The organism is Variovorax sp. RTB1 (assembly GCF_035018765.1).
GTDB lineage: Bacteria > Pseudomonadota > Gammaproteobacteria > Burkholderiales > Burkholderiaceae_C > Variovorax.
On sequence record NZ_JASJXG010000061.1, the window covers coordinates 1 to 25,182 of the forward strand.

Below are 25,182 nucleotides of genomic sequence, written 5' to 3' on the forward strand. Positions count from 1 at the left end.
CCCTGGCGTTGCCGTTGTCGCACCAGTGCCCGTGGCCGCCTGGAGCTTGTTCAGTTCGGTGATGTTCTTCGACAGTTCGGCAACACGGCTCTTGCCGTCTTGCGCCTGACGGTCACGCGCCAGCTTTTCTTCGTTCGCACGCGCTGCCGCAGTGCCTTGTGAAATGGTGAGCTTGTCAGGGGATGCCGCGGCTGCGTTGCGGTCTTCGACGTTGGCTTGCAGCTTGCCCGCGGCTTGCCTGTCGGCAGCGGCAACGCGCGCCGTAGGAGCGTTTTCCGCCAGACGACGGCGGTATTCGCCGAAGTCGCGACTCTGCGCGGTGACGGTTCTTTTGGCTTCATCCGGTGGCACGTTTGCCGCTTGCGAACCGGCCGACACGTCGAGCACGGCGCCGGCCTTCATGCGATTGATGTTGCCGCCGACGAACGCGTTCGGGTTGGCGCGCAGCAGCGCTACCAGCATCTGGTCGAGCGAAACGTCGGCAGGCTTGTATGCGCCTGCAATCTTGCTGGCCGTGTCGCCGGGGCGCACCGTGACCTGGTCACCGGTACCCGTGCTGCCCGAGCCGGTACCGGTGCGTAGTGGCGCTTCGGCCGCCGTTGCAGGCGCGGGTGCGACTGCGACCGGACGCTCGCGGCGCGGCACCGGGGGCACAACGGCGGGTACAGCCGCGGGTGGAGCACGTTGCACGGGCGGCGCTGCACTGATTTGCGGCGCCAGCGGCACCACGGGCGCGGCGGCCTGACGGCTGGAAGGTGGGTCTAGCAGCACCGTGTAGTCGCGCACGATGCGCCCGGCACTCCAGTTGGCTTCGACCAGCAGGTCGACAAACGGATCGCTGAGCGAACGGGTACCGGTCAGGCGAACCACGTAGCGGCCATCGGCGCGCCGTTGCAGGCTCACCCGAACGTCCGAAAGTGCAGGGTTGTAGGCCACACCGGCGGCGCGAAACGCTTCCGACGAGGCGATGGCGACCTTCATGCCGTCGGCTTCAGAAGCAGTGATCTCGGTGACATCGATCTCGGCACGAAGCGGTTCGCCCAGAGCGGACTGCACGTTCAGTCGACCAAGCGCCAGCGCGCTGGCGTCGATGCTGACAGTGCCGAGTGCGAGCGCGATGGCGACACTGAGGAGCGACAGCTGGCCGCAACCGGCCAACTTGTTGGTCGGTCGGATGGCCGGCACGCTGGCCGCAGGCAACATAGGTCTTGTCATGCTGTTAGGGGCAGCTCGGCCCAAAAGTGTAAGAGGACGTTAACACCATCATTCGGCACTGACAAGCCGGCGCGGCCGTTCTACCCAGTGCGCGCCAACTTCGGCGTGTCGAGGGTGTTGCGACGAGGCAACGCCCACTACTACTTTGGCGCTCAAAAATGCGCTCACGCCTCGATCAGTATTCGCAGCATGCGACGCAATGGCTCCGCAGCGCCCCAAAGCAGTTGATCGCCGATCGTGAAGGCGCCGACATATTCTGGCCCCATCGCCAGCTTGCGAATACGGCCGACCGGGATGTCCATCGTGCCCGTGACTGCCACCGGTGTGAGTTGCGCGACGGTGGCTTCACGCGTGTTCGGCACGACCTTGGCCCAGGCGTTGTCAGCAGCGATCAGCGCTTCGATGTCTGCGACTGGGACGTTCTTGTTCAGCTTGAAGGTCAATGCCTGGCTGTGACAGCGCATGGCGCCGACTCGCACGCAGAAACCGTCGACGGGCGTGGGTGCAATGTCGAAGCCCGGACCTTGGCCTAGGATCTTGTTGGTCTCAGCGCCGCCCTTCCACTCTTCCTTGGAGATGCCCCAATCGACATCGCCCGGGTTCTTGCCCAATCCCAGGTCCTTGTCGATCCACGGAATGAGCGAGCCGCCCAGCGGCGCACCGAAGTTCGCGGTTTCGGCAGCGCTCAGGTTTTGCTGCTTGTGCAGAACCTTGCGATCGATTTCGAGAATGGCCGACTTCGGGTCATCGAGCAGCGAGCGCACTTCGGCATTCAGCGTGCCGAACTGCGTCAGCAACTCGCGCATGTGCTGCGCGCCGCCACCCGAAGCTGCTTGATAGGTCATGCTGGTCATCCACTCGACCAGGCCGGCCTTGTAGAGCGCGCCAACGCCCATCAGCATGCAGCTGACGGTGCAGTTTCCGCCGATCCAGTTCTTGCCGCCCTTGGCCAACGCCGTCTGGATTACTGGCAGGTTGACCGGGTCGAGCACGATGATCGCGTCGTCGTTCATCCGCAGTGTCGACGCCGCATCGATCCAGTGGCCGGTCCAGCCGGCGGCGCGAAGCTTGGGGTAGACCTCGCTGGTGTACTCGCCGCCTTGGGCGGTGATGACGATGTCGCACTTCTTCAGCGCGTCGATGTCGTGCGCATCCTTTAACGTGCCTTCGTTTTTTGCCATCGCCGGGGCCTTGCCACCAGCGTTGGAAGTCGAAAAGAACATCGGCTCAATGAGACCGAAGTCGCCTTCGGTCTGCATGCGGTCCATCAAGACCGAGCCGACCATGCCGCGCCAGCCGACGAGGCCGACCAGAGGTTGTGAGGATGCGTTCGTCATTTCAATGTGCCCTTGTCAAAAAAGTGTTTTCTCTTTGGCACCCGGCTCGTCGAGCCGGGGGGCGTGACGAAGCGGGCTGCGGTTAGCCGGTGATCGTCTTTTTGGTGATCGCAGAAGCAAGCGCTGCCACCACTGCGTCGCCCATGGCGCGGGTGCCGACGCGCTTCGTGCCTTCCGACCAGATGTCGCCAGTGCGCAAGCCCGAGGCGAGCACCGACTTGACCGCCGACTCGATTCGGTCGGCAGCTTCGGGTTGATTGAGAGAGAAGCGGAGCATCATGGCAGCGGACAGAATTGTAGCCAACGGATTGGCAACCCCTTGGCCGGCAATGTCGGGCGCACTGCCGTGACTCGGCTCATACAAGCCCTGATTGCTCGAATTTAGCGACGCCGAAGGCAGCATGCCGATCGAGCCTGTGAGCATCGCCGCCTCGTCCGACAGGATGTCGCCGAACATGTTGCCGGTGACGATCACGTCGAACTTCTTCGGCGCCTTGACGAGTTGCATGGCTGCGTTGTCGACGTACATGTGGTCGAGTTCGACGTCCGGATATTCCTTGCCGACTTCGGTGACGATGTCTTTCCAGAACTGGAACGTCTCCAGCACGTTGGCCTTGTCGACGCTGGTCACGCGCTTGCTGCGTTTGCGCGCTGCCTGAAAGGCGACGTGGGCGATGCGTTCGACTTCAGGTCTGGAATAGCGCATCGTGTCGAAGGCCTCTTCGGCGCCAGGAAAGTGGCCGTCGACGGCGGTGCGGCGCCCACGCGGCGCGCCAAAGTAGATGTCGCCAGTCAACTCGCGAATGATCAGGATGTCGAGGCCCGAAATCAGTTCCGGCTTGAGGCTCGATGCACCGACCAGTTCCTCGTAACAGATGGCCGGGCGGAAATTGGCGAACAGCCCCAGGTTTTTACGCAGACCCAAGATCGCCTGCTCCGGACGCAGCGGCCGGTCTAGCTTGTCGTACTTCCAGTCGCCGACGGCGCCGAACAGCACGGCATCGGATTCTTTCGCGAGCTTGAGAGTCGCCTCCGGCAGCGGATGTCCGTGCGCTTCATAGGCCGCGCCGCCGACCAGCGCCGTTTCCATTTCGAACGGAAGGTCGAGCACGTCGAGCACGCGTATGGCTTCCGCCACGATTTCGGTGCCGATGCCATCGCCGGGAAGGACTGCGATTTTCATGAGTTCGATTTTCTTATGTGGTTGAGATGCGGTCGACGGTCGTCAATGCGAAATCGGCGACGCGATGAGGCTGTGCGCGAGCCACGGCTTTTGCGCCAGTCGCTCGGTTTCGAAGGCCTTGATTTTGTCCCGCTTTTGCAGCGTCAGGCCGATGTCGTCGAGCCCGTTGACGAGGCAGAACTTGCGAAAGGCCTGCACTTCGAAAGCCAACTCGCCGCCGTCCGGCTTGACGACCACCTGCCGCTCCAGATCGACCGTCAGGCTGTAGCCTGGAAAGGCAAAAGTCTCGTCGAACAATTGAGCGACTTGCGCTTCTGGCAACACGATCGGCAGCAGACCGTTCTTGAAGCTATTGTTGAAAAAGATGTCGGCGTAGCTCGGTGCAATGATGGCGCGAAAGCCGTATTGGTCGAGCGCCCACGGAGCGTGCTCGCGCGACGAACCACAGCCGAAGTTCTTGCGGGCGATGAGCACCGAGGCACCGGTGTAGCGCGGCTGGTTCAGCACGAAATCAGGGTTCGGCTTGCGGCTTGCAGGGTCTTGCCCCGGCTCGCCCGGGTCCAGATAGCGCCAGGCGTCGAACAGGTTCGGGCCGAAGCCCGTCTTGCGGATCGACTTCAAAAACTGCTTGGGAATGATCGCATCTGTGTCGACGTTTTCGCGATCCATAGGGGCAACGAGACCCTTGTGTACGGTGAATTTCTGCATGGTGTTTTCCTTGCGTGTTCCTTGAATAGCGATGGCTCAAGCAAACTGCCGAACGTCGACGAAATGGCCGTGTACCGCGGCGGCAGCGGCCATCGCCGGGCTCACCAGATGCGTACGTCCACCGGCGCCTTGCCGGCCCTCGAAATTGCGGTTGCTGGTCGACGCGCAACGCTCGCCCGGTTCGAGCCGGTCGGAGTTCATCGCCAGACACATCGAGCAGCCGGGCTCTCGCCATTCGAAACCGGCGGCGATGAAGATCTTGTCGAGGCCTTCGCGCTCGGCCTGTTCCTTCACCATGCCCGAGCCCGGCACGACCATCGCCAGCTTGACGTTCTTAGCCACCTTCTGGCCAAGCTTCTTCACCACGGCGGCGGCTTCGCGCATGTCCTCGATGCGGCTGTTGGTGCACGAGCCGATGAACACCTTGTCGAGAAAGATGTCGTTCATCGGCTTGTTGGGCTCCAGGCCCATGTAGACCAGTGCGCGTTCGATCGCATCGCGTTTGTTGGCGTCTTTTTCCTTGTCCGGATCGGGCACGCGGCCGTTGATGTCGACGACCATTTCAGGCGATGTGCCCCAGGTGACTTGCGGCTGGATCTGAAATGCATCGAGCTCGACCACGGCGTCGAATTTGGCATCGGGGTCGGACTGCAAGGTCTTCCAGTAAGCCACCGCCTGATCCCATTCCGGGCCACCGATGAAGAGTCCGGTCTTCGGATCGGTGCCGGGTGAAAAGGAGCGCCCCTTGACGTACGCGATGGTCTTGTCGTCCACCGCCACGAGGCCCGCTCGCGCGCCGGCCTCGATCGCCATGTTGCAGACCGTCATGCGGCCTTCCATGCTCAGGTCGCGGATGGCAGAGCCGGCGAATTCGATGGTGTAGCCGGTGCCGCCGGCCGTGCCGATCTTGCCGATGATCGCCAACACGATGTCCTTGGCCTGGCAGCCGAGCGGCAGCTTGCCATCGACCTTCACGAGCAGGTTCTTTGCCTTCCTGGCAAGCAGCGTTTGCGTCGCCATTACATGCTCCACCTCGCTGGTACCGATGCCGTGTGCGAGTGCGCCGAACGCGCCGTGCGTCGATGTGTGCGAGTCGCCGCAGACCACGGTCATGCCCGGCAGCGTCGCGCCCGACTCGGGGCCGATCACGTGCACGATGCCCTGGCGCTTGCTCAGGAACGGAAAGAACGCCGCTGCGCCGAACTCGGCGATGTTGCTGTCCAGCGTGGTGATCTGCTCCTTGCTGATCGGGTCGCTGATGCCGTCGTAGCCGCGCTCCCAATGCGTCGTAGGTGTGTTGTGGTCGGCAGTGGCTACGACCGAGCTGATGCGCCAGAGCTTGCGGCCCGCCACGCGCAGGCCTTCGAAGGCCTGCGGGCTGGTGACTTCATGGACCAGGTGGCGGTCGATGTAGAGAATCGACGTACCGTCTTCTTCGGTGTGGACAACGTGTTCGTCCCAGAGCTTGTCGTAGAGCGTGCGTGTCATAGGTCTCTTCTTTCGTGGGGATAATTATTCTGATGTCGTCCGTCAGGCCGCCAAAGGCATCGTTTCAGCCGGCGCCTGCAGGTGATTCACAAGGGAGCGTGCGGCCACTGGCAAGCTCGAAAAGTCGCGTGCCACCAACCGGATTTCGCGTGCTGCCCAGGCATCGTTCAAAGCAAGGGCGACGAGGCCGCGGCCGATGCCGTTCTGCATGAGTTCGAAGGCGCGCGCGGGCATCACCCCGATGCCGAGGCCGTTTTCGATCATGCGGCACATGGCGTCGAGCCCGGTGACGTGGATGCGCAGCTTGATGGGCCGGCTCGCGTCGAGGGCGGCCTGATGCATCGCGACGTAGATCGAGCTGTTGGCATGCAAGCCGACGTGGTCGAACTCCAGCGAGTCGACGAAATCGATGGTGTCATGCACCGTCAGCGCGTGATGGGCTGGAACGACCAGCACAAGGCGATCGCGCCGGTACGGCAGGCTCTGCAAGTCGCTGTTGCCGGGCGCCACGTGACACACGCCGAGGTCGGCGGCACCTTCCTGCACCGCGCGCATCACCTCGCTGCTCAGATGCTCTTCGAGGTCGATCTTGATGGCCTCGTGCGCTCGGCTGAAACTGCCCAGGTCTTCAGGCAAAAACTGCACGATGGCCGAAATGTTGGCGTGCACGCGCACGTGGCCGCGCACGCCGTCTGCGTACTCGCTCAACTCGCCTTGCATTTTTTCAAGGCTGTAGAGCACCGACCGTGCGTGATGCAGCAGGCTCTCGCCCGCGGGCGTGAGGTCGACGCCGCGGGCGTGGCGATAGAGCAGAGTGGTGTTGAGTGTCGCCTCGAGGTCGGCCAACCGCTTGCTGATCGCTGACGCGGCAATGAACTCGCGCTCTGCGGCACGGCCGATGCTGCCCAGCTCGCACACCGCAACGAACAGCTGCAACGACGTCAAGTCGATGCGGCGGGCAAAGTTGCGTTCGGAAGACGGGGAAGGAGGGGCGGGGGGCAAGAGCGTCATTTCGGATCAGTCATCGCGATTCGAGATGACGAAAAGAAGATTTTGCTACTCTTTCGACTATCGAGCCATCGCAATCCAATATGACGGCGATGCCGCAGCGAGATGAAAAAAAGCGGGCCGAAGCCCGCTGGTTTGCCCGACGCGCGGTGCTGGCTGTGCTGTCAGTTCTTCTTTTCGGCTGCGTTCTCCATCTTCTGACCGGCTCGCTGCATGTCCTGGCCCGCGCCGGCCATAGTGTTGCAGCCAGCGAGCGAGACGCCGAAAGCGAAAGTGACAGCCATCAGTGCAGCAATTTTCTTCATTTCAAACTCCTTGGAGCGGGGGGTGGATCGAACGGTTGGAGTTGCGCTCCATCTCACAAAGTACGTCGTCGACCTGAGTGATCCTGTAAGCCAAGACGCAAAAAAGCTGCCCGCAGGCAGCTTTTAAGGGCGATTGATTAGGCCGTCGCCGGACCGATCACCACACCGGAAGATCTTCAGCGCGATGCGATCGGCTTGACGTTGCGTTGGACCGAGCCTTCGAACAGCTGACGCGGGCGGCCGATCTTGTATTCCGGGTCGCCGATCATTTCGTTCAATTGGGCGATCCAGCCGACCGTGCGCGCCAACGCGAACACAGCGGTGAACAGCGGCACCGGAATGCCGATGGCGCGCTGAACGATGCCCGAATAGAAATCGACGTTTGGGTAGAGCTTGCGCGACACGAAGTATTCGTCTTCCAGGGCGATCTTCTCGAGCGCCATGGCCAATTTGAACAACGGGTCGTTTTGAAGACCCAGCTCCAGCAGCACTTCCTTGCAGGTTTCCTGCATCAGCTTGGCGCGCGGGTCGTAGTTCTTGTACACGCGGTGCCCGAACCCCATCAGCTTGACCGTCGAGTTCTTGTCCTTGACCTGCTTAATGAACTCACCGATTTTTTCAACGCCACCCGCCTTCTGGATGTCGCCCAGCATGTTGAGCGCTGCTTCGTTGGCGCCGCCGTGGGCCGGGCCCCAGAGACACGCCACGCCGGCTGCGATGGCTGCAAACGGGTTGGTGCCCGACGAGCCGCACAGGCGCACGGTCGAGGTCGAGGCGTTTTGCTCGTGGTCTGCGTGCAGGATGAAGATGCGGTCGAGTGCGCGCTCGAGCACCGGGCTCACTTTGTATTCTTCACACGGTGTCGCGAACATCATGTGCAGGAAGTTGCCTGCGTAGCTGAGGTCGTTCTTCGGATACATGTAGGGCTGGCCGACGGTGTACTTGTACGTCATGGCCACCAGCGTCGGCATCTTCGCGATCAAGCGGATGGCCGCGATCTCGCGATGCTTCGGATTGTTGATGTCCGTGCTGTCGTGATAGAAGGCCGACAGTGCACCGACCAGACCGGTCATGATCGCCATCGGATGCGCATCACGACGAAATCCGCGCAAGAAGAATTGCATCTGCTCGTTGACCATCGTGTGGTTGGTCACGAGCTTGGTGAACTCTTCTTTTTTCGGCGCGTCGGGCAGTTCTCCGTACAGCAGCAAATGGCAGGTTTCGAGGAAGTCGCAGTTGGTGGCGAGCTGCTCAATCGGGTAGCCGCGGTACAGCAACTCGCCCTTGTCACCATCGATGTACGTGATCGCCGACTGGCACGATGCTGTCGACATGAATCCGGGGTCGTACGTGAACATCCCGGTCTGGGCGTACAGCTTGCGGATGTCGATCACATCGGGGCCGAGCGTACCCTTGTAGATCGGCAGCTCGACGTTGTCGCCGCCATTGCTGAACGACAAGGTGGCCTTGGTGTCGGAAGCTTTCATTGCAACTTTCTTTCGGATTTAAGTTCGGGATGAAGATAAGGGATCGGGTGTCTGCGATACCCGCATGAGAGCCAGGAGCGCCATCACCGGCGGCGTTGCCAGTTCCGCTTCGGGTTCTTTGCGGCGCATCAGCAGGTCGAGCAAGTCGTTGTCCGCCAGATCCATCAGTCTTTCAAGCGCGTGTGCCTGCCCGAAGGTCAAGCGAGATTCATGCCGATCGAAAAACCGGGCGATGAACAGGTCGTTCTCGAGCAGGCCGCGGCGGCAGCGCCACCGGAGCTTGCTGAGCGCGCGCACGCTGATCGAAACGTCCGGATTTTCAACGACTTGCATGGCAAAAGCCTCAGACAGCGCGACGAACCATCAGTTCTTTGATCTTGCCGATCGCCTTGGTCGGGTTCAAGTTCTTCGGGCACACATCGACGCAATTCATGATGGTGTGGCAGCGGAACAGGCGGTACGGGTCTTCGAGGTTGTCGAGGCGCTCGGCGGTTGCTTCATCGCGGCTGTCGGCGATGAAGCGGTAGGCCTGCAGCAGGCCGGCGGGGCCGACGAACTTGTCAGGGTTCCACCAAAAGCTGGGGCAACTCGTCGAGCAGCTCGCGCACAGGATGCACTCGTACAGGCCGTCGAGCTCCTCGCGCTCTTCGGGCGATTGCAGGCGTTCTTTTTCAGGCGGAACCGAATCGTTTTGGAGGTACGGCTTGATCGAGTTGTACTGCTTGAAGAACTGCGTCATGTCGACGATCAGGTCGCGGATCACCGGCAGGCCGGGCAGCGGCTTGAGCACGATATTGCCCTTGAGCGTGAGCATGTTGGTCAGGCAGGCCAGGCCGTTCTTGCCGTTGATGTTCATTGCGTCGGAGCCGCAAACGCCTTCGCGGCATGAGCGCCGGAACGACAGCGTCGGGTCTTGTGCCTTGAGCTTCATCAGTGCGTCCAGCAGCATGCGCTCGTTGCCTTCGAGTTCGACCTCGATGGTCTGCATATAGGGCTTGGCGTCGCGGTCTGGGTCGTAGCGGTAGATTTGAAATGTGCGCTTCATCGTGGTGACCTTTTTTGAACCTTGTATTGGCCTGGTATTGCGTGGGCGTTAGAACGTTCGCACTTTGGGCGGAACCGATGCCACGGTCAGCGGTTTCAGCTTGACCGGCTTGTATGACAGTCGGTTGTCCTGCTTGTACCAAAGGGTGTGCTTCATCCAATTGGTATCGTCGCGGCCGAGCGGTGCCGCTGCGTCGTCGGCCGGACGTTCGTAGTCTTCGACCGTATGCGCGCCGCGGCATTCGGTGCGGGCGGCGGCCGAAATCAGCGTGGCTTGCGCCGCTTCGATCAGGTTGTCGACTTCGAGCGCCTCGATGCGTGCCGTGTTGAACACGCGCGACTTGTCTTTCAGCGTGATGCCCGAGACGCGCCTTCGCATGTCGGCGATCTTGACGACACCTTCATCCAGCGTGACTTGCTTGCGGAAGACCGCTGCATGCTGCTGCATCACAGCGCGAATGTCGTTGGCCACGTCTTGGGCGTACTCGCCTTCGCTCGAGCTTTCGAGCTGGTTCAGGCGTTCGAGCGAACGGTCGGCCGCATCGGCTGGCAGCGACTTGTGCTCCTTCAGCTTGTCGTTGAACTCGACGATATGGTTGCCGGCAGCCTTGCCGAACACCAACAGGTCGAGCAACGAATTGGTGCCCAGGCGATTGGCGCCGTGCACGCTGACGCAGGAGCATTCGCCCACGGCGTAGAGGCCATTGACCACCGCGCTGTTGTCGCCGTCCTTCTGGATCACGACCTGGCCCTTGATGTTTGTCGGGATTCCGCCCATCTGATAGTGGATGGTCGGCACCACGGGGATCGGCTCCTTGGTCACGTCGACATTGGCAAAGTTGATGCCGATCTCGTACACCGACGGCAGGCGCTTGTGGATGGTGTCTGCCCCAAGGTGGTCCAGCTTCATGTGGATGTAGTCCTTGTTGGGACCGCAGCCACGACCTTCCTTGATTTCCTGGTCCATCGAGCGCGAGACGAAGTCGCGCGGTGCCAGGTCTTTCATGGTCGGCGCGTAGCGTTCCATGAAGCGCTCGCCGTTGCTGTTGAGCAGAATCGCGCCTTCGCCACGGCAACCTTCGGTCAGCAACACGCCGGCACCGGCCACGCCGGTAGGGTGGAACTGCCAGAACTCCATGTCCTGCAAGGGGATGCCTGCGCGAGCCGCCATGCCCAGCCCGTCGCCGGTGTTGATGAAGGCGTTGGTCGAGGCCGCGAAAATACGGCCGGCACCTCCGGTGGCCAGCAGCACGGTCTTGGCCTGCAGGATGTGCAGGTCGCCGGTTTCCATCTCCAGCGCGGTGACGCCGACGACGTCGCCGTCGTCATCGCGGATTAGATCGAGCGCCATCCATTCGACGAAGAACTGGGTCCGTGCTTCGACGTTCTTTTGGTAGAGCGTGTGCAGCATCGCGTGGCCTGTACGGTCGGCCGCGGCGCAGGCGCGCTGCACCGGCTTTTCGCCGTAGTTGGCGGTGTGACCGCCGAACGGACGCTGATAGATCGTTCCGTCCGGGTTGCGGTCGAACGGCATGCCGAAGTGTTCTAGCTCGTACACCACCTTGGGTGCTTCGCGGCACATGTATTCGATCGCGTCCTGGTCGCCGAGCCAGTCGGAGCCCTTGATGGTGTCGTAGAAGTGGTAGTGCCAGTTGTCCTCGCTCATGTTGCCGAGCGAGGCGCCGATGCCGCCTTGCGCAGCCACCGTGTGTGAGCGCGTCGGAAACACTTTGGAGAGCACCGCCACGTTGAGGCCGGCCCGCGCCAGTTGCAGCGAGGCACGCATGCCGGAGCCACCCGCACCGACGATGACGACGTCGAATTTGCGCTTGGTGATTTGTTCTTTGGTATACGACATGGGATCAGAGTCTCCAGAGCACTTGGATGGCCCAGGCCGCGCACGCTACGAGCCAGACGATCGTGAAAATTTGGGCAGTCAGTCGGATGCCGACTGGCTGCACGTAGTCCATCCAGATGTCGCGCATGCCGACCCAGACGTGATAAAGCATGGAAACGATGGCGACGAAAGTCAGAACTTTCATCCATTGGGTCGCGAAGATTCCGGCCCAGCTGTCATAGCCGATCGGGCCATGCGAGAAAATTACCTGTGCCACCACGATGATCGTGAAGAGCGCCATCAGGCTCGCCGTGATGCGCTGGCTCAGCCAGTCGCGAAGTCCGTAATGCGCGCCGACAACGATGCGCTTGGTGCCGTAGTTCACTGCCATGGTGTGCTCCTTAATAAGCGCCGAAGAGCTTCAGGCCGAGAACGATCGCGACGCTGATGCTGAGCGCCAGCGTGACGATTGCCGAGGTTTTTCCGAATTCCTTGGTAACAGCCGCATGGTGGGTGTCCATCCAGAGATGGCGCAGTCCGGAGATGAAGTGGTGCAAAAACGCCCAGATGAGCGCCAATGCGACCAGTTTGATGAACCATCCCGGAACGAAGCCAAGGCCGCTATTGAAGGCGGCCTTGAATCGTGCGAATGAAATGTCGGAAGAGATCGACGTATCGAACATCCAGATGATGAACGGCATCAGCAGGAACATCAGGGCGCCGCTGACGCGGTGCAAGATGGAGACGATTCCGGCCGGCGGGAGCCGGTAGGTGGTCAGGTCGGTGAACGCATTGATGTTGCGAAACTCGCGGCGCCGCGGCCGGGGGGAGGAGGCAAGCTCTGTCATGGGGAGATGGCTTTCGTGGCTTTTCGAGCGGGATGGCTTGTCGGCTTGTTATTCGGCATAAGTGCAAAGCACACAAAATTCTATTGCAATGCACCATCTGTCAGCGGGCACCCCGGAGTCAACACAGTGCACGCGTGGGCAATCTCATCCGAGTTGATTGCGGTAATGGTGCGTGTCGGTGCGGTAGAGCCCACGTCGCAGTTCCATGGGTGCATCGTGGTAGGTGTGGGCCACTCGCTCCACGCTGAGCAATGGCGTGCCCGGTGCTACGTCGAGCAATTTCGACTGCTGCGCGTCGGGCAGCACGGCTCGGATTTTTTCTTCGGCCCGCACCATCCGTACGCCGAATTCGGCTTCGAAGAGCGCATACATCGGCCCACGGGAAGCTCTCAGGCGTTCTGTCGTCAGTCCCTTGAAGGGCGCGCCGGGCAACCACAGGTCTTCGAGAATGGTGGGTACGCCCGCATAGGCCAGCACGCGCCGCACCTGCAACACGCCGTCGCCTGTGCGCAAGGCCAGCGCTCGCGCCACGTCCGCCGAAGCGCGCTGCCGCTTGCAGTCGACGATGGTGCGCTGGGCAGGCCCTTCTGCATCGGTGTCACCAGAATCCGGCACGAGCCTTAAGAAGCGGTACTGCACCTGGTGCTCGGCATGCGTCGCGACGAAAGTGCCCTTGCCTTGGCGCCGCACGACGAGGTTCTCTGACGCGAGTTCGTCGATCGCTTTGCGCACAGTTCCCTGGCTGACCCTGAAACGCGCTGCCAAGTCCATCTCGCTCGGAATCGGCTCGCCCGGCTTCCATTCGCCGGCTTGCAAGCTCTGCAATATCAGCGCCTTGATCTGCTGGTACAACGGGCTAAAAGAGGGCGTCACGGCTTCGAGGACAGTGCGGTTGTTCATTCAATGAGACGATGCACCGCGGCGGTGCTGGCCCTCAATCTTATATAAGACATAAGACGGGCGCCATCGAAACCTCGAATGGGCATAAAATGCCGGCCGGCCCTGCGCCTCCCGACACCCGTCAGCTACCTGTTTCTCACCTTCTGGAGTCTCCCCATGAGCAAAAAACCCGTCCGCGTTGCCGTCACCGGCGCAGCCGGTCAAATCGGTTATGCCCTGTTGTTTCGCATCGCTTCCGGCGAAATGCTCGGCAAAGACCAACCGGTCATCCTGCAACTGCTCGAAGTGCCGGTTGAAGGCCCGCAAAAAGCGCTCAAAGGCGTGATGATGGAACTCGACGATTGCGCTTTCCCGCTGCTGGTCGGCATGGAAGCCCATGGCGATCCGATGACAGCTTTCAAGGATGCCGACTACGCTTTGTTGGTCGGTTCGCGCCCCCGCGGGCCGGGCATGGAGCGCGCTGAACTCCTGGCCGTCAACGGCGCGATCTTCACGGCGCAAGGCAAGGCGCTCGACGCCGTCGCCAGCCGCAACGTCAAGGTTCTGGTGGTCGGCAACCCAGCCAACACCAACGCCTACATCGCGATGAAGAGCGCACCGGGCCTGCCTGCCAAGAACTTCACCGCCATGCTGCGCCTGGACCACAACCGCGCTGCCAGTCAGATCGCCGCCAAGACCGGTAAGCCGGTGGCCGACATTGAGAAGCTGACGGTGTGGGGTAACCACTCGCCCACGATGTACGCCGACTATCGCTTCGCGACCATCAACGGCGAGAGCGTCGCCAAGATGATCAACGACCAGGAATGGAACGCCAACACCTTCTTGCCGACCGTCGGCAAGCGCGGCGCAGCCATCATCGAAGCGCGCGGATCGTCGTCGGCAGCTTCGGCTGCCAACGCCGCCATCGACCACATGCGCGACTGGGCCCTGGGTACCCACGGCAAATGGGTGACGATGGGCATCCCGTCGAATGGCGAATACGGCATTCCGAAGGACGTCATGTTCGGCTTCCCGGTCACCTGTGAAAACGGTGAATACAAGATCGTCGAAGGCTTGGTGATCGACGCCTTCAGCCAGGAACGCATCGACAAGACGCTCAAGGAACTGACCGACGAACAAGCCGGCGTCGCTCACCTGCTCTGATCGCGTCGCCGATGCTCGAGCTGCGGCGCCAGACATGAAGACAGCCCATCCCGGCGACGTGCTGTTGGGTGCGCAGGCTGGCGCGATCGTGCTGCCGGTCTGCGATCACTACAGTGGCGTCGAAGTCCGCATGAGAAAAAGCCTCGCACTCCAGGCCGACATGGCCGAAGAGTTCGGCGCTTGTGTCTTCGATGTGACGCTCGACTGCGAAGACGGCGCGCCGGTCGGCGGTGAATCCGAACACGCTGCGCTGGTAACCGAACTCGCGTTGGGCGCCAAGCCCGGCATGCGCGTGGGTGTGCGGGTGCATCCTGTCGACCATCCCGCGTTTCCGGGTGACGTGATGACCATCGCCGGTCGCGCCGCGGGCACCTTGAGCCATCTGATGGTGCCGAAGGTCGAGTCGATCGCCGATGTGCTGCAAGCCGTCGCTGCACTCGACGCGGTCGATGCAGAGGCACTTCCGCTGCACGTGCTGATCGAATCGCCGCTGGCAGTGCACAACGCCTTCGAGATCGCTGCGCATCCACGAGTGCAGTCGCTTAGCTTCGGACTGATGGATTTCGTGTCGGCACATGCCGGCGCGATTCCGGCCGATGGCATGGGTGCCATCGGGCAGTTCGTTCATCCACTGGTGGTGCGCGCCAAGCTGGCCATCGCCTCGGCGGCGCATGCGTACGGCAAGGTGCCGTCGCATTGCGTCGTGACCGAATTCAGCGACATCGATGCGATGCGCGCCGCCGCAAAAAAAGCGGCGACCCTGTTCGGCTACACCCGCATGTGGAGCATCCACCCGAACCAGATTCGCCCCATCCTCGACGCGTTTGCGCCCGACGAAGCGCAGATCGATGTCGCGACGAGAATCTTGCTGGCCGCAGTCGGCGCCGACTGGGCGCCGGTCAGCTTCGAAGGCGCGCTGCACGACCGCGCCAGCTATCGCCATTTTTGGCAAGTCCTCGCGCGCGCGCACGCTACCGGGCGCGCGCTCCCCTCTGAAGCCCAAGCCTGGTTTGCTGGCCCGGCTTTCTGAACCCCACGAACCTCATCAAGGAGACCCCATGAAAAAACTCGCTCTGATCGCCGCCCTCGCGCTGGCCTTGCCGTTGGCAGCCATTGCACAAACGACGGACAAGCCCGCCGCAACGACCGCTGCCAAGTCGACCACCGGAAAGCACGCTCCGAAAAAGCACCAAGTCACGCGGCGCGCCGCCAAGGCGGTCGAAGAAGTCACTCCTGTGAGCCAGGAAGTCGACGTCGAATTGTCCGAGGCCGATCTGGCCGTCGCCCGTCGCGTTTCGGTCGGCCGCGCGCAGTGCGAACTCGGCGCCGATGTGTCGGTGCAGCTCGACGAAAAGAAGCCGGGCTATTTCTCCGTGAGCACCAAGAATCAGCGTTTCCGCATGCACCCGGTCGAAAGCCGCACCGGCGCCATTCGCCTCGAAGACCCGCGCCAGGGCGCGGTGTGGCTGCAGCTCGGCAACAAGTCGATGTTGATGAACCAGTCGGCCGGCTTGCGCATCGCCGACGAATGCCAGACGGCAGAGCAGGTCGCGTTTGCGGAAGAAATGAAGAAGAACCCGCCGAAGAGCTTGTTCGAGGGCGCGGATGCCCCAGCCAATACCAAGAGCACTGAAGTTGCGACCCAGGCGGCCGCTCCTGCTCCGGCCTCGACCGCGAAAAAGCCCGTCAAGAAGTAATCGCTGCCCTACCGCTGGGGGCCTGTCCCGCGGCGCGGCTCTTGCTTGTCGCTCGAGCGGCTCCGCTTTCCGCCCCTGCTTTCCGGCAGTCCCGATCTGCCCCGTTCTGGAGAAAAAGATGTTGCAAGCCTACGTTGATCATGTTGCCGAGCGCGCTGCACTCGGCATTCCGCCGCTGCCGCTCACCGCGCAGCAAACGTCCGAAGTCATCGAGCTCATGAAAAACGCGACGTCGAAAGACGGCGAGTTTTTGCTCAACCTGATCACCTACCGCGTACCGGCCGGCGTCGACGACGCGGCCAAGGTCAAGGCCAGCTACCTAGCGGCCGTGGCGCATGGCACCGAAAAGACGTTGCTGATGTCGCGTGCCCGTGCGACCGAACTGCTCGGCACCATGCTCGGCGGCTACAACATCGGCCCGATGGTCGACCTGCTCGACGACCCGGAAGTCGGCCCGGTCGCGGCCGAAGGCTTGAAGAAAACCCTATTGATGTTCGACCAGTTCCACGACGTCAAGGAAAAGGCCGACAAGGGCAATGCCAACGCCATCGCCGTGCTGCAAAGCTGGGCCGATGCCGAATGGTTCACCAGCCGGCCCGAAGTTCCGCAAAGCATCACCGTCAGCATCTTCAAGGTGCCCGGTGAAATCAACACCGACGACCTGTCGCCGGCGCCCGATGCCTTCAGCCGCCCTGACATCCCGATGCACGCGTTGGCCATGCACAAGAACGCCCGCCCCGGGCTCGATGAGCGTGCTTTGCCCGAAGAAGACGGCAAGCGCGGCCCGGTGAAGTTCATCGGTGACCTGCGCGCCCGTGGCAACCTCGTGGCCTATGTCGGCGACGTGGTCGGCACCGGCTCCAGCCGCAAGAGCGCCACCAACTCGGTGTTGTGGTTCACCGGCGAAGACATCCCGTACGTGCCCAACAAGCGCTTCGGCGGCGTCTGCCTGGGCGGCAAGATCGCGCCGATCTTCTACAACACGATGGAAGACTCGGGAGCGCTGCCGATCGAGCTCGACGTGAGCCAGATGGAAATGGGCGACGTGGTCGAGCTGCGTCCGTACGAAGGCCGCGCGCTGAAAGACGGCAAGGTCATCGCCGAGTTCCAGGTCAAGAGCGACGTGCTGTTCGACGAAGTGCGCGCCGGTGGCCGCATTCCTTTGATCATCGGACGCGGCCTGACGACCAAGGCGCGTGAAGCGCTCGGCCTGCCGGTGTCGACGCTGTTCCGCTTGCCGATCAGCCCGGTCGACACGCACAAAGGCTTCACGCTTGCGCAAAAGATGGTCGGCCGCGCCTGCGGTCTGCCAGTGGTCGACGGCAATCAGCAGGGCGTACGCCCTGGCACGTATTGCGAGCCGAAGATGACCAGCGTGGGCTCGCAAGACACGACCGGCCCGATGACCCGTGACGAGCTGAAAGACCTGGCCTGCCTGGGCTTCAGCGCCGACCTCGTCATGCAGTCGTTCTGCCACACCGCGGCGTACCCGAAGAAGGTCGACGTCAAGATGCACCACGAGTTGCCAGACTTCATGGCCACGCGCGGCGGTGTGTCTTTGCGTCCCGGCGACGGCGTGATTCACTCGTGGCTCAACCGCCTGCTGACGCCCGACACCGTCGGCACCGGCGGCGACAGCCACACGCGCTTTCCGATCGGCATCAGCTTTCCGGCCGGCTCCGGCCTGGTGGCTTTTGCTGCCGCCACCGGCGTGATGCCGTTGGACATGCCCGAGTCGGTGCTGGTGCGCTTCAAGGGAAAGATGCAGCCCGGCGTCACCTTGCGTGACCTGGTCAACGCGATCCCGCTGTACGCCATCAAGGCCGGCCTGTTGACGGTCGCCAAGCAAGGCAAGGTCAATGTGTTCTCAGGCCGCATCCTGGAGATCGAAGGCCTGCCCGACCTCAAGGTCGAACAGGCTTTCGAGCTCAGTGACGCATCGGCCGAACGCTCGGCGGCAGGCTGCACGGTGCACCTGAACAAAGAACCGATCATGGAGTACATCAACAGCAACATCACCTTGATGCGCTGGATGATCGCCGAAGGCTATGCAGATGGCCGCACCCTGGCGCGCCGCATCGCTGCGCAAGAAGCCTGGCTGAAAGATCCACAGTTGATGAAGGGCGACGCCGATGCCGACTACGCCGCCGTCATCGAGATCGACCTAGCCGACATCCATGAACCGATCTGTGCCTGCCCTAACGACCCGGATGATGTGAAGACGCTGTCCGACGTGGCGGGCGTACAGATCGACGAAGTGTTCATCGGCTCGTGCATGACCAACATCGGTCACTTCCGTGCGGCGTCAAAGCTGCTCGAAGGTAAGCGCGACATTCCGGTCAAGCTGTGGATCGCACCGCCGACCAAGATGGACGCGCAGCAGTTGAGCGAAGAAGGCCACTATGGCGTGTTCGGCAATGCCGGTGCACGCACCGAGATGCCGGGCTGCTCGCTGTGCATGGGCAACCAGGCGCAGGTACGCGAAGGCGCGACGGTCATGTCGACCAGCACCCGGAACTTTCCCAACCGATTGGGCAAGAACTCCAACGTATACCTGGGCAGCGCCGAGTTGGCCGCCATCTGCTCGCGCCTCGGTCGCATCCCGACCAAGGCCGAGTACATGGACAGCGTCGGCGTGCTCGATGCGTCGAGCGCACAGATCTATCAGTATCTCAACTTCGACAAGATCGAGGAATATCAGGCGGTGGCGGACACCGTGGCGGCCTGACCTGACGGCCACCGCAGCGCCTATCCACAAAAAAAGCCCCGCGACGCGGGGCTTTTTTTTGTCCGCGTACCGGCCTTCGTCGCTGCACGGCGACCGGATCCGGAGCCTCAGGTCACGTTCAGTTTCTTGTGCTCGCCCAGATCTTTCAGTGGATCGCCGGTCATCGCGGCTTTGGCTATCTTGAAGAGCTGGACCATCTTGCTGTCGGTAACGTCCCAGTATTCCGCATCGAGGATCTTGACGGCGAGCAAGCCCACGTTCGGGTCGGTCGGACCCTTGGGAAACCACGCCTTGGCGGCAGGGTTGAACAACTCGTTCTTTTTGGCCTGATCTTCCAGCAGCGACGCCTGACCCGTGACAGACACATAGCTGTCGGCATCGGTGTTCGCATACGCCACGTTCACGCTGCCGTCGCTCGCCACGTGCTTGGCGATGTCGCCATCTTTCGGCACGAAGAAGTAGAGCGTCGAGGCCTCATCGACCTTTTTGTTCTGCGTGGTCAGCGGGTGACTGTGCAGCTGACCGTCGCTATGGCGGTGGGTCAGCATGCCGAAGCGTGTGTCCTTTATCAGGTCGAAAAGCTTGTCGTGTTCGTTGGTGGTGGTCATGTTCGGTGGTCTGCCAGTGAGGTTTGAAAAACCGAACGTACGAGCCCGGTGGCGCTGCGAACAGTTGCCTATGACGCGACCTTGTGTCATCCCATGCTGACGAACGAGGTCTTACGTACACAACCATGAATTAGTACGAAGGCGTTCGTTTGTTCGTCATGAACACAACGTTCGAGGATCAAGTCGAGTGCCGACGCGGGTTATTTACACAATGAGCACTAACATTCACCTCTTGTTGACAACTCTTGCAAGCATTGCAGTGCCACTGTGAATGCTTAAGTGTTGAGTGGATCCCACGAATGCTGCCCCTGACCCGTCTCGCTTCACTTCTTCGGCCGCAATCGCACCGTTACGCACTCGAAAGTCGCCAACTGTTCGACGGAGCCGCGCTCGTGGTGGCAGCCGCCGCTCATTCCGCAGATTCAACCGACGGCCATCACGCCGAGGCGCCGCCTCCTCTGCCCGCTGCTGCACCTGCTTCGCCGCTCCTGCCGCCGGCCAATCGCAGTGTGGACCATGCCGCGGACCACAGCACCCAAAGCACTCCCGCGGTATTGACGGAGTCTGCCGACCGTTCCATCGCCGCCTTGGCGATTGCACCGCCGACCGACACCGCTCCTCACGTCGTATACGTCATAGACCAGAGCGTGGCTGACTGGCAGCAGATCGTCGGCGCGTTGCCCAAGGGCAGCGATGTCATCCTGATCGACGCGAACTCCGACGGCGCAACGCAACTGGCGAACGCGCTCAGGGGTCGCACCGATATCAGCGCGCTGTCGATCGTGAGCCACGGCGCTGCCGGCGAAATCACGCTCGGCAACAGCACGATCACGACCGACAACATCGCCGAACATGCCGCGGCATGGCAAGCCATCGGCGCCAGCCTGACCGCCAATGGCGACATCCTTTTGTACGGATGCGACGTGGCCCAGCAAGGCAATGGCCTGCTGCTGCAGATGGCAAGCCTGACCGGTGCCGACATCGCGGCCTCGACCAACGCAACCGGTGCGGCGCGGCTGGGCGGCGACTGGACGCTCGAAGCATCGGTCGGCCACATCGAGGCCAAGCCCTTCGCCGACGCTGGATACGACGGCCTGCTTGCGCAGCCGACGGTCGACACGACCGTGACCAAGCTCAACGTCGCCGAGCCGAGCACGCTGAATGCACCCGGCGCCGACGCGGTGCAGTTGAGCGGCTGGACCATTGCCGATGCCTCGGGCAACGTGTCCGTCACCGTGTCCGTCGACGGCCTGGTCAACGGCGCGGCAGACGGCAATCCCGACACGATCGTCGGCGGCCTGACGGCGGGCGCCACCGGCACTGCCGCGTCGTCGCTGTCCTTCAGCGGGACCGTGGCAGCGGCCAACTCCTGGCTCAACGGCATCGTCTTTCATGCGACCGACACCGAACTCGGTGTGACCGCCGCACAAGCCGTCATCAGGGTGACCGTTGCCGACTCGGCGACGCCGTCCCTCACCGCGACGAAGACGCTGTCCGTCACGGTCACGCCTTCCAATGACCCGACCGTTCTGGGCGACTCGTCGCAAAGCGTGGCCGAGGTGGGCAGCACGGTACTGACTGCCACGACGCTCAACGCCCGCGACCCGGAAGTCGATGCCGCGACACCGACGCAAACGCCCGGACAGATCGTCTATTCGGTCACGGGCAACCCGCGCTACGGCTATCTCTCGCTGGACGGCAACCGACTCGGCGTGGGCTCGGTCTTCACGCAGGCGGATGTGATCGCGAACCACGTGATCTACGTGCACACCGGCATCGGCGCCGACCAGAACACCGCCGACAGCTTCACGGTCAAGGTGAACGACGGCGCGACGCCCGCCAACCTTTCAGACCCCGCCACCATCACGCTGAACATCACGCCGTTCAACCAGCTGCCAACGGCCGCGGGCTCGGGAAACATCTACGAAGGCCAGCCTGCCAATGCGCACGACGGTGCCACAGCGCAGTCGGATGTCGGCAGCTTCATCACTGCTTCGGGCGGTGGCGACGATGCCGATGGCACGCTCACCGTTCGCCTTACTGCGCTGCCGACAGACGGCACGCTTTTCTTCGCAGGCACGATCACGCGGACCGACGGCTCGACCGTCACGTACAGCACCGGACACCTGGTCACGTCGGACGACATCACGGCCGGTTTCACCTTCGCCTACACGGCGCGCAGCGGACTCACCTACAGCAACACCGGCAACCGCGACCAGGACCCTTCGACGCCCTATCCGTACGCCGATGGTTTCGATGTGGTGGTCGCAGACGGCGGCGGCGGCACGGGCACGCCTGGCGTCACGGGCACGACCCACATCGGCATCAACGTGCGCCCTATCAACGACGACCCGGTTCTGACGTCGTCGCCGACGCCGGTCGCTACGGTGACGGCGGCGGGGGACTCCCTGGGAACGTACGGCGGGCCGTACGCCGTTACGCTCACGACCGCGCTGCTCAACGCGACGGATGTGGACTCGAGCGACGACCGGCTGACTTTCGCGGTCACGTCGCAGGCCGGGCTCGATCAGGGCTCGCTGTTGCTCAACGGCAAGTTGCTGCCCATCGGCGGGGTGTTCACCATGGCCGACGTGCGCGCCGGTCGCGTGGAGTACGTGCAAACGAAAGGCGCGGTCGCAGGCGACACCGACACCTTCGACTTCCAGTTGGTCGACAACACGCAGAGCCTGCGCTGGAACAGCGACGGCACCAGCCTGCAGCGCGTGGGCGGTGTCTACGACGACCTCGGCACGCCGGGCAATCTGGCGGACGACCAGCTGCACACCTTCAACTTCACCATCGACCTGCAGCCGACGCCGACCGGAAACACCTCCCAGTTCACGGCGCCGACCTACCTCGCTGCGCACGCGGATTCCTCGTACGCCGGCACCAACACCTCGGGGTCGGCGCGTGGTGTGCTGGACGAAAACGGCTCGGTGGTTCTAGGCGGGACCGGCTCCGACTTCACGGCCGCGCCGGGCTTGAGCTACACCGTCGACGGCGTGCCACCGTCGCAGGTGGTCTACACCATCCTCGGGCTCGACGGCGTCAGCGACCCCAACTGGAACGGCGCTATCGAGCGTCTGGTCGGCGGTAGCTGGATCAAGCTCAATGCGTACGACACCTTCACGCAGGCCGACCTGAACAACGGTGCGGTCCGCTACGAACACAACCCCGACAGCGAAGACTTCGAGTCGAGCGTGCGACTGTCTGCGTCGGCCGGCGTGCTGGTAGCGGACCCTGCCAATCCCGGTACCGTGCACCCCGACAACTGGACCACCACCTTCAGTTTCTTCATAAAACCGGTGAACGACGCGCCGGTGGTCACCGGCGGGTCGGCCGCGGTGGTCGCCGAAGGCGCGACGGTAGGCATCACGACGGGGCAACTCCGTATTTCAGACCCGGACGACGCGACCAGCGAGCCCTACCTCGAAGGCACCACGACGCTTGTGGGCGGCGGTAACAATTACGCCATCAACAACGATGCGACCGGCGCCAACGCGCTGAAGTTCGTCATCGACACTGCGCCAGCAGGCGGCATCCTGCAGTACTCCACCGATGGCGGCGGCCACTGGAACAGCGTCGTCGTCGGGTCCACGCTCATCGATGCATCGCTGATCACCGGCGACGCCGGCACCACGGGCCTGCGCTTCGTCAGCAACGGCTCGGAGACGCGCAGCGCCTCTTTCAACGTGCACGCCGTCGACCGTTGGGGCGCTTTGTCGAACACCGGCCCGGTCAACATCCAGATCACCAACGTCAACGACCCGCCGACGATCGCGGCAAGGCCCGACCTGGCCGATCCGACGGTGCCGTCGGACTCGCCCAATGCCATCGCAGCCCCATCCAACCATGCGCCGACCAACGATCCGCTCTATGTGAACGAAGGCGGCAAAGCCGTCATCAGCTCGGCGCTCTTGCAGGCCTACGACCCCGACAGCACCGCCACACAGGTGCAATACCGCATCACGAGCGCGCCGGTACACGGCTACGTCGCGTACTCCACCGATGGCGGCGCGACGGTCAAAGTGCTCGGTGTCAACTCGTCGTTCACCCAGGCAGACATCGAAGCCGGCCGGGTCTTCTACGTGCACGACGGCACCGAAACCGCCGGTACGGCGTATGCCACCGGGCAAGACGACAAGTTCACCTTCGCGCTGTCCGACGGCGGCGGCGAACAGGCGAACACCGAGTTCTGGATCTACGTCACGCCGACCAACGATGCACCGGTGGTGACGGCACCGGCCGGCCCGATCGCTCTCGCCAGCACGATCGCAGCCGACAACCCGGTCGCGGGCTTCAGCGTCGCCGACCCCGACCTGGTTGCTATCACGGCGGGTGAGCAGGACTTCATCCAGGTGACGGTGCGGCTGCTCAACAGCACCGGAACGGCTTTCGGCACCAGTGATTACACGGGCGTGACGATCGACACCACCACACTGGGAAGCGCCACACGCGATGGCGACAAAGACGGCGCAGGCGACTACCTCACGTTGAGGGGCACGCGCGCCGAGGTGAATACGGCGCTCGCCGGGCTCACCGTCACCTTCGGCAGCGACCGTGACGCGGTCTACCAGGTCCAGGTGATCGCCGACGACCGCTTGCGCGATGGTGCGGGCGTGTTGACCACAGGCGCCAACGGCGGCACGTTGAACGACACCGTCGACCCGGCGACCACCGATGCGCCGGTGCCGACCACCGCGTACACGTGGTACGGCAACGCGGTGCCGACCACCGGCGACATCGTCGGGAACATCTCGGCGGCCTCGGTGCGTGTGTATGCATCGGACGTGAACGAAGCCGTCGCGACGAGCGCGCCTTCATCGCAGACCGTCTACGAAGACCAGCCCACTTACATCGGCGGCGGCTTCGCCGTGTCGGACGCGGAGTCGGCTGCATTCGACACACCCGTGAGCGTGACATTCACGGTGCCCAGCGGCACCCTGGGCGTGGGCGGCAGTGCGACGCAGGGAAGCGTCACGCTGAGCGGCCATCAGGCGGTGACGGTGCAGGGCGACAACACCGGCACATTGGTGCTGACCGGCCGTGCCAGCGACATCGAGTTTCTGCTCAACAGCGGCGCGGCGACCGGGCTGACTTACCAGAGCGCCTTGAACGTCAACAACGACCTCAATGGCACGGCCGCTGGCGATGTCACCTTGCGCATGTCGGTCGACGACAGCGGCTCACGCATCGGCGGGGACGTCGGCAGCGGCAGCGTTTCGAACGTGCCGGCAGACCTGACGATCGCGCTGACGATCGTGCCGGTCAACGATGCGCCCGTCGTGTCGCTTACCGGTGGCGCCGTGGCCGACACGCCGCTGTTTCTCACCGGCGGCTCCGCACCTTCCGCCGTCACCGGCTTCGACGTCAACGACCTCGACATCACCAACGACATCGACAACGGCGCCGGCAACACCGCCGACGTGACCACCGGGGAAGTCGACTTCCTGCAGGTGACCGTGCGCATCACCGAAACCAACGGCACGCCGTTGGCCGCCGGAGCCTACGTCGGCGCGGTCGTCATCCAGTCGGACCACGCGGTCGCGGGCCTGAGCGTCGATAGCGTTTACAGCGGCACTGGAAGCGCGCTGGTCATCCGTGGCACGCGGGCACAGGTGCAGAGCTATTTGGATGGCCTGGAGG

General features: G+C 62.9%; 20 protein-coding genes. 5 read left to right on the forward strand and 15 right to left on the reverse strand.

The window, feature by feature from the left end:
* From QN397_RS23870 to QN397_RS23935, 14 genes are all read right to left on the reverse strand, one after another.
* A partial coding sequence (locus QN397_RS23870) for a FimV/HubP family polar landmark protein (protein ID WP_323502105.1) occupies nt 1-1,215 on the reverse strand: 1,215 nt, incomplete at its 3' end.
* 164 nt (nt 1,216-1,379) lie between these two features.
* The gene (gene asd, locus QN397_RS23875; RefSeq protein ID WP_323502106.1) at nt 1,380-2,552 is read right to left on the reverse strand and encodes an aspartate-semialdehyde dehydrogenase; all 1,173 of its coding nucleotides are present in this window, start codon (nt 2,550-2,552) and stop codon (nt 1,380-1,382) included.
* Between the two features lie 82 nt (nt 2,553-2,634).
* Nucleotides 2,635-3,735, reverse strand: a complete 1,101-nt coding sequence (gene leuB, locus QN397_RS23880) for a 3-isopropylmalate dehydrogenase (RefSeq protein ID WP_187052704.1) — start codon at nt 3,733-3,735, stop codon at nt 2,635-2,637.
* A 42-nt stretch (nt 3,736-3,777) separates the two neighbouring features.
* Complete coding sequence (leuD, locus tag QN397_RS23885) at nt 3,778-4,443, reverse strand: 3-isopropylmalate dehydratase small subunit (protein ID WP_187052703.1); 666 nt, start codon at nt 4,441-4,443, stop codon at nt 3,778-3,780.
* Between the two features lie 36 nt (nt 4,444-4,479).
* Nucleotides 4,480-5,931, reverse strand: coding sequence for a 3-isopropylmalate dehydratase large subunit (gene leuC / locus QN397_RS23890; RefSeq protein WP_323496653.1), 1,452 nt, complete (start codon nt 5,929-5,931; stop codon nt 4,480-4,482).
* Between the two features lie 42 nt (nt 5,932-5,973).
* The gene (locus QN397_RS23895) at nt 5,974-6,942 is read right to left on the reverse strand and encodes a LysR family transcriptional regulator (protein ID WP_323496652.1); all 969 of its coding nucleotides are present in this window, start codon (nt 6,940-6,942) and stop codon (nt 5,974-5,976) included.
* Nucleotides 6,943-7,103: 161 nt separating this feature from the next.
* Nucleotides 7,104-7,244, reverse strand: a complete 141-nt coding sequence (locus tag QN397_RS23900) for an entericidin A/B family lipoprotein (RefSeq protein WP_323496651.1) — start codon at nt 7,242-7,244, stop codon at nt 7,104-7,106.
* A 176-nt stretch (nt 7,245-7,420) separates the two neighbouring features.
* Nucleotides 7,421-8,731: a citrate synthase gene (gene gltA / locus QN397_RS23905; RefSeq protein WP_323496650.1), complete on the reverse strand. Its 1,311-nt coding sequence runs from the start codon at nt 8,729-8,731 to the stop codon at nt 7,421-7,423.
* Nucleotides 8,732-8,749: 18 nt separating this feature from the next.
* Nucleotides 8,750-9,064, reverse strand: coding sequence for a succinate dehydrogenase assembly factor 2 (locus QN397_RS23910; RefSeq protein WP_323496649.1), 315 nt, complete (start codon nt 9,062-9,064; stop codon nt 8,750-8,752).
* A gap of 10 nt (nt 9,065-9,074) precedes the next feature.
* A complete protein-coding gene (locus QN397_RS23915; RefSeq protein WP_187052697.1) occupies nt 9,075-9,776 on the reverse strand; it encodes a succinate dehydrogenase iron-sulfur subunit in 702 nt (233 codons plus the stop codon).
* 48 nt (nt 9,777-9,824) lie between these two features.
* Nucleotides 9,825-11,633: a succinate dehydrogenase flavoprotein subunit gene (gene sdhA, locus QN397_RS23920; protein ID WP_323496648.1), complete on the reverse strand. Its 1,809-nt coding sequence runs from the start codon at nt 11,631-11,633 to the stop codon at nt 9,825-9,827.
* Nucleotides 11,634-11,637: 4 nt separating this feature from the next.
* The gene (sdhD, locus tag QN397_RS23925; RefSeq protein ID WP_187052695.1) at nt 11,638-12,003 is read right to left on the reverse strand and encodes a succinate dehydrogenase, hydrophobic membrane anchor protein; all 366 of its coding nucleotides are present in this window, start codon (nt 12,001-12,003) and stop codon (nt 11,638-11,640) included.
* Between the two features lie 10 nt (nt 12,004-12,013).
* Nucleotides 12,014-12,460, reverse strand: coding sequence for a succinate dehydrogenase, cytochrome b556 subunit (sdhC, locus tag QN397_RS23930; protein WP_187052694.1), 447 nt, complete (start codon nt 12,458-12,460; stop codon nt 12,014-12,016).
* 144 nt (nt 12,461-12,604) lie between these two features.
* Nucleotides 12,605-13,360, reverse strand: a complete 756-nt coding sequence (locus tag QN397_RS23935) for a GntR family transcriptional regulator (protein WP_323496647.1) — start codon at nt 13,358-13,360, stop codon at nt 12,605-12,607.
* 156 nt (nt 13,361-13,516) lie between these two features.
* Between QN397_RS23935 and QN397_RS23940 the strand changes: the two genes are divergently transcribed.
* From QN397_RS23940 to QN397_RS23955, 4 genes are all read left to right on the forward strand, one after another.
* Nucleotides 13,517-14,503, forward strand: a complete 987-nt coding sequence (locus QN397_RS23940) for a malate dehydrogenase (protein ID WP_187052692.1) — start codon at nt 13,517-13,519, stop codon at nt 14,501-14,503.
* Between the two features lie 34 nt (nt 14,504-14,537).
* A complete protein-coding gene (locus tag QN397_RS23945) occupies nt 14,538-15,533 on the forward strand; it encodes an HpcH/HpaI aldolase/citrate lyase family protein (RefSeq protein WP_323496607.1) in 996 nt (331 codons plus the stop codon).
* A gap of 28 nt (nt 15,534-15,561) precedes the next feature.
* The gene (locus QN397_RS23950) at nt 15,562-16,200 is read left to right on the forward strand and encodes a hypothetical protein (protein ID WP_323502108.1); all 639 of its coding nucleotides are present in this window, start codon (nt 15,562-15,564) and stop codon (nt 16,198-16,200) included.
* 118 nt (nt 16,201-16,318) lie between these two features.
* Entirely contained in the window at nt 16,319-18,928 is a 2,610-nt protein-coding gene (locus QN397_RS23955; RefSeq protein WP_323496605.1) for a bifunctional aconitate hydratase 2/2-methylisocitrate dehydratase, read from the forward strand.
* A 107-nt stretch (nt 18,929-19,035) separates the two neighbouring features.
* Here QN397_RS23955 and QN397_RS23960 read toward each other — a convergent pair whose 3' ends face one another.
* On the reverse strand, nt 19,036-19,536 hold the full coding sequence (locus tag QN397_RS23960; RefSeq protein ID WP_323496604.1) for a pyridoxamine 5'-phosphate oxidase family protein: 501 nt from the start codon (nt 19,534-19,536) through the stop codon (nt 19,036-19,038).
* A gap of 299 nt (nt 19,537-19,835) precedes the next feature.
* Between QN397_RS23960 and QN397_RS23965 the strand changes: the two genes are divergently transcribed.
* Nucleotides 19,836-25,182, forward strand: a 5,347-nt coding sequence (locus QN397_RS23965; protein ID WP_323502110.1) for a cadherin-like domain-containing protein, incomplete at its 3' end; no start/stop codon positions are given.

Excerpts from the sequence above, each read along its gene's own strand:
- QN397_RS23900 (WP_323496651.1), bottom strand. The coding sequence starts at position 7,244 with ATGAAGAAAATTGCTGCACTGATGGCTGTCACTTTCGCTTTCGGCGTC.
- asd (WP_323502106.1), bottom strand. The coding sequence starts at position 2,552 with ATGACGAACGCATCCTCACAACCTCTGGTCGGCCTCGTCGGCTGGCGC.
- QN397_RS23915 (WP_187052697.1), bottom strand. The coding sequence starts at position 9,776 with ATGAAGCGCACATTTCAAATCTACCGCTACGACCCAGACCGCGACGCC.
- sdhA (WP_323496648.1), bottom strand. The coding sequence starts at position 11,633 with ATGTCGTATACCAAAGAACAAATCACCAAGCGCAAATTCGACGTCGTC.
- sdhD (WP_187052695.1), bottom strand. The coding sequence starts at position 12,003 with ATGGCAGTGAACTACGGCACCAAGCGCATCGTTGTCGGCGCGCATTAC.
- sdhC (WP_187052694.1), bottom strand. The coding sequence starts at position 12,460 with ATGACAGAGCTTGCCTCCTCCCCCCGGCCGCGGCGCCGCGAGTTTCGC.
- QN397_RS23940 (WP_187052692.1), top strand. The coding sequence starts at position 13,517 with ATGAGCAAAAAACCCGTCCGCGTTGCCGTCACCGGCGCAGCCGGTCAA.
- QN397_RS23960 (WP_323496604.1), bottom strand. The coding sequence starts at position 19,536 with ATGACCACCACCAACGAACACGACAAGCTTTTCGACCTGATAAAGGAC.
- leuB (WP_187052704.1), bottom strand. The coding sequence starts at position 3,735 with ATGAAAATCGCAGTCCTTCCCGGCGATGGCATCGGCACCGAAATCGTG.
- QN397_RS23945 (WP_323496607.1), top strand. The coding sequence starts at position 14,538 with ATGAAGACAGCCCATCCCGGCGACGTGCTGTTGGGTGCGCAGGCTGGC.
- QN397_RS23955 (WP_323496605.1), top strand. The coding sequence starts at position 16,319 with ATGTTGCAAGCCTACGTTGATCATGTTGCCGAGCGCGCTGCACTCGGC.
- leuC (WP_323496653.1), bottom strand. The coding sequence starts at position 5,931 with ATGACACGCACGCTCTACGACAAGCTCTGGGACGAACACGTTGTCCAC.
- QN397_RS23950 (WP_323502108.1), top strand. The coding sequence starts at position 15,562 with ATGAAAAAACTCGCTCTGATCGCCGCCCTCGCGCTGGCCTTGCCGTTG.
- leuD (WP_187052703.1), bottom strand. The coding sequence starts at position 4,443 with ATGCAGAAATTCACCGTACACAAGGGTCTCGTTGCCCCTATGGATCGC.
- gltA (WP_323496650.1), bottom strand. The coding sequence starts at position 8,731 with ATGAAAGCTTCCGACACCAAGGCCACCTTGTCGTTCAGCAATGGCGGC.
- QN397_RS23895 (WP_323496652.1), bottom strand. The coding sequence starts at position 6,942 with ATGACGCTCTTGCCCCCCGCCCCTCCTTCCCCGTCTTCCGAACGCAAC.
- QN397_RS23910 (WP_323496649.1), bottom strand. The coding sequence starts at position 9,064 with ATGCAAGTCGTTGAAAATCCGGACGTTTCGATCAGCGTGCGCGCGCTC.
- QN397_RS23935 (WP_323496647.1), bottom strand. The coding sequence starts at position 13,360 with ATGAACAACCGCACTGTCCTCGAAGCCGTGACGCCCTCTTTTAGCCCG.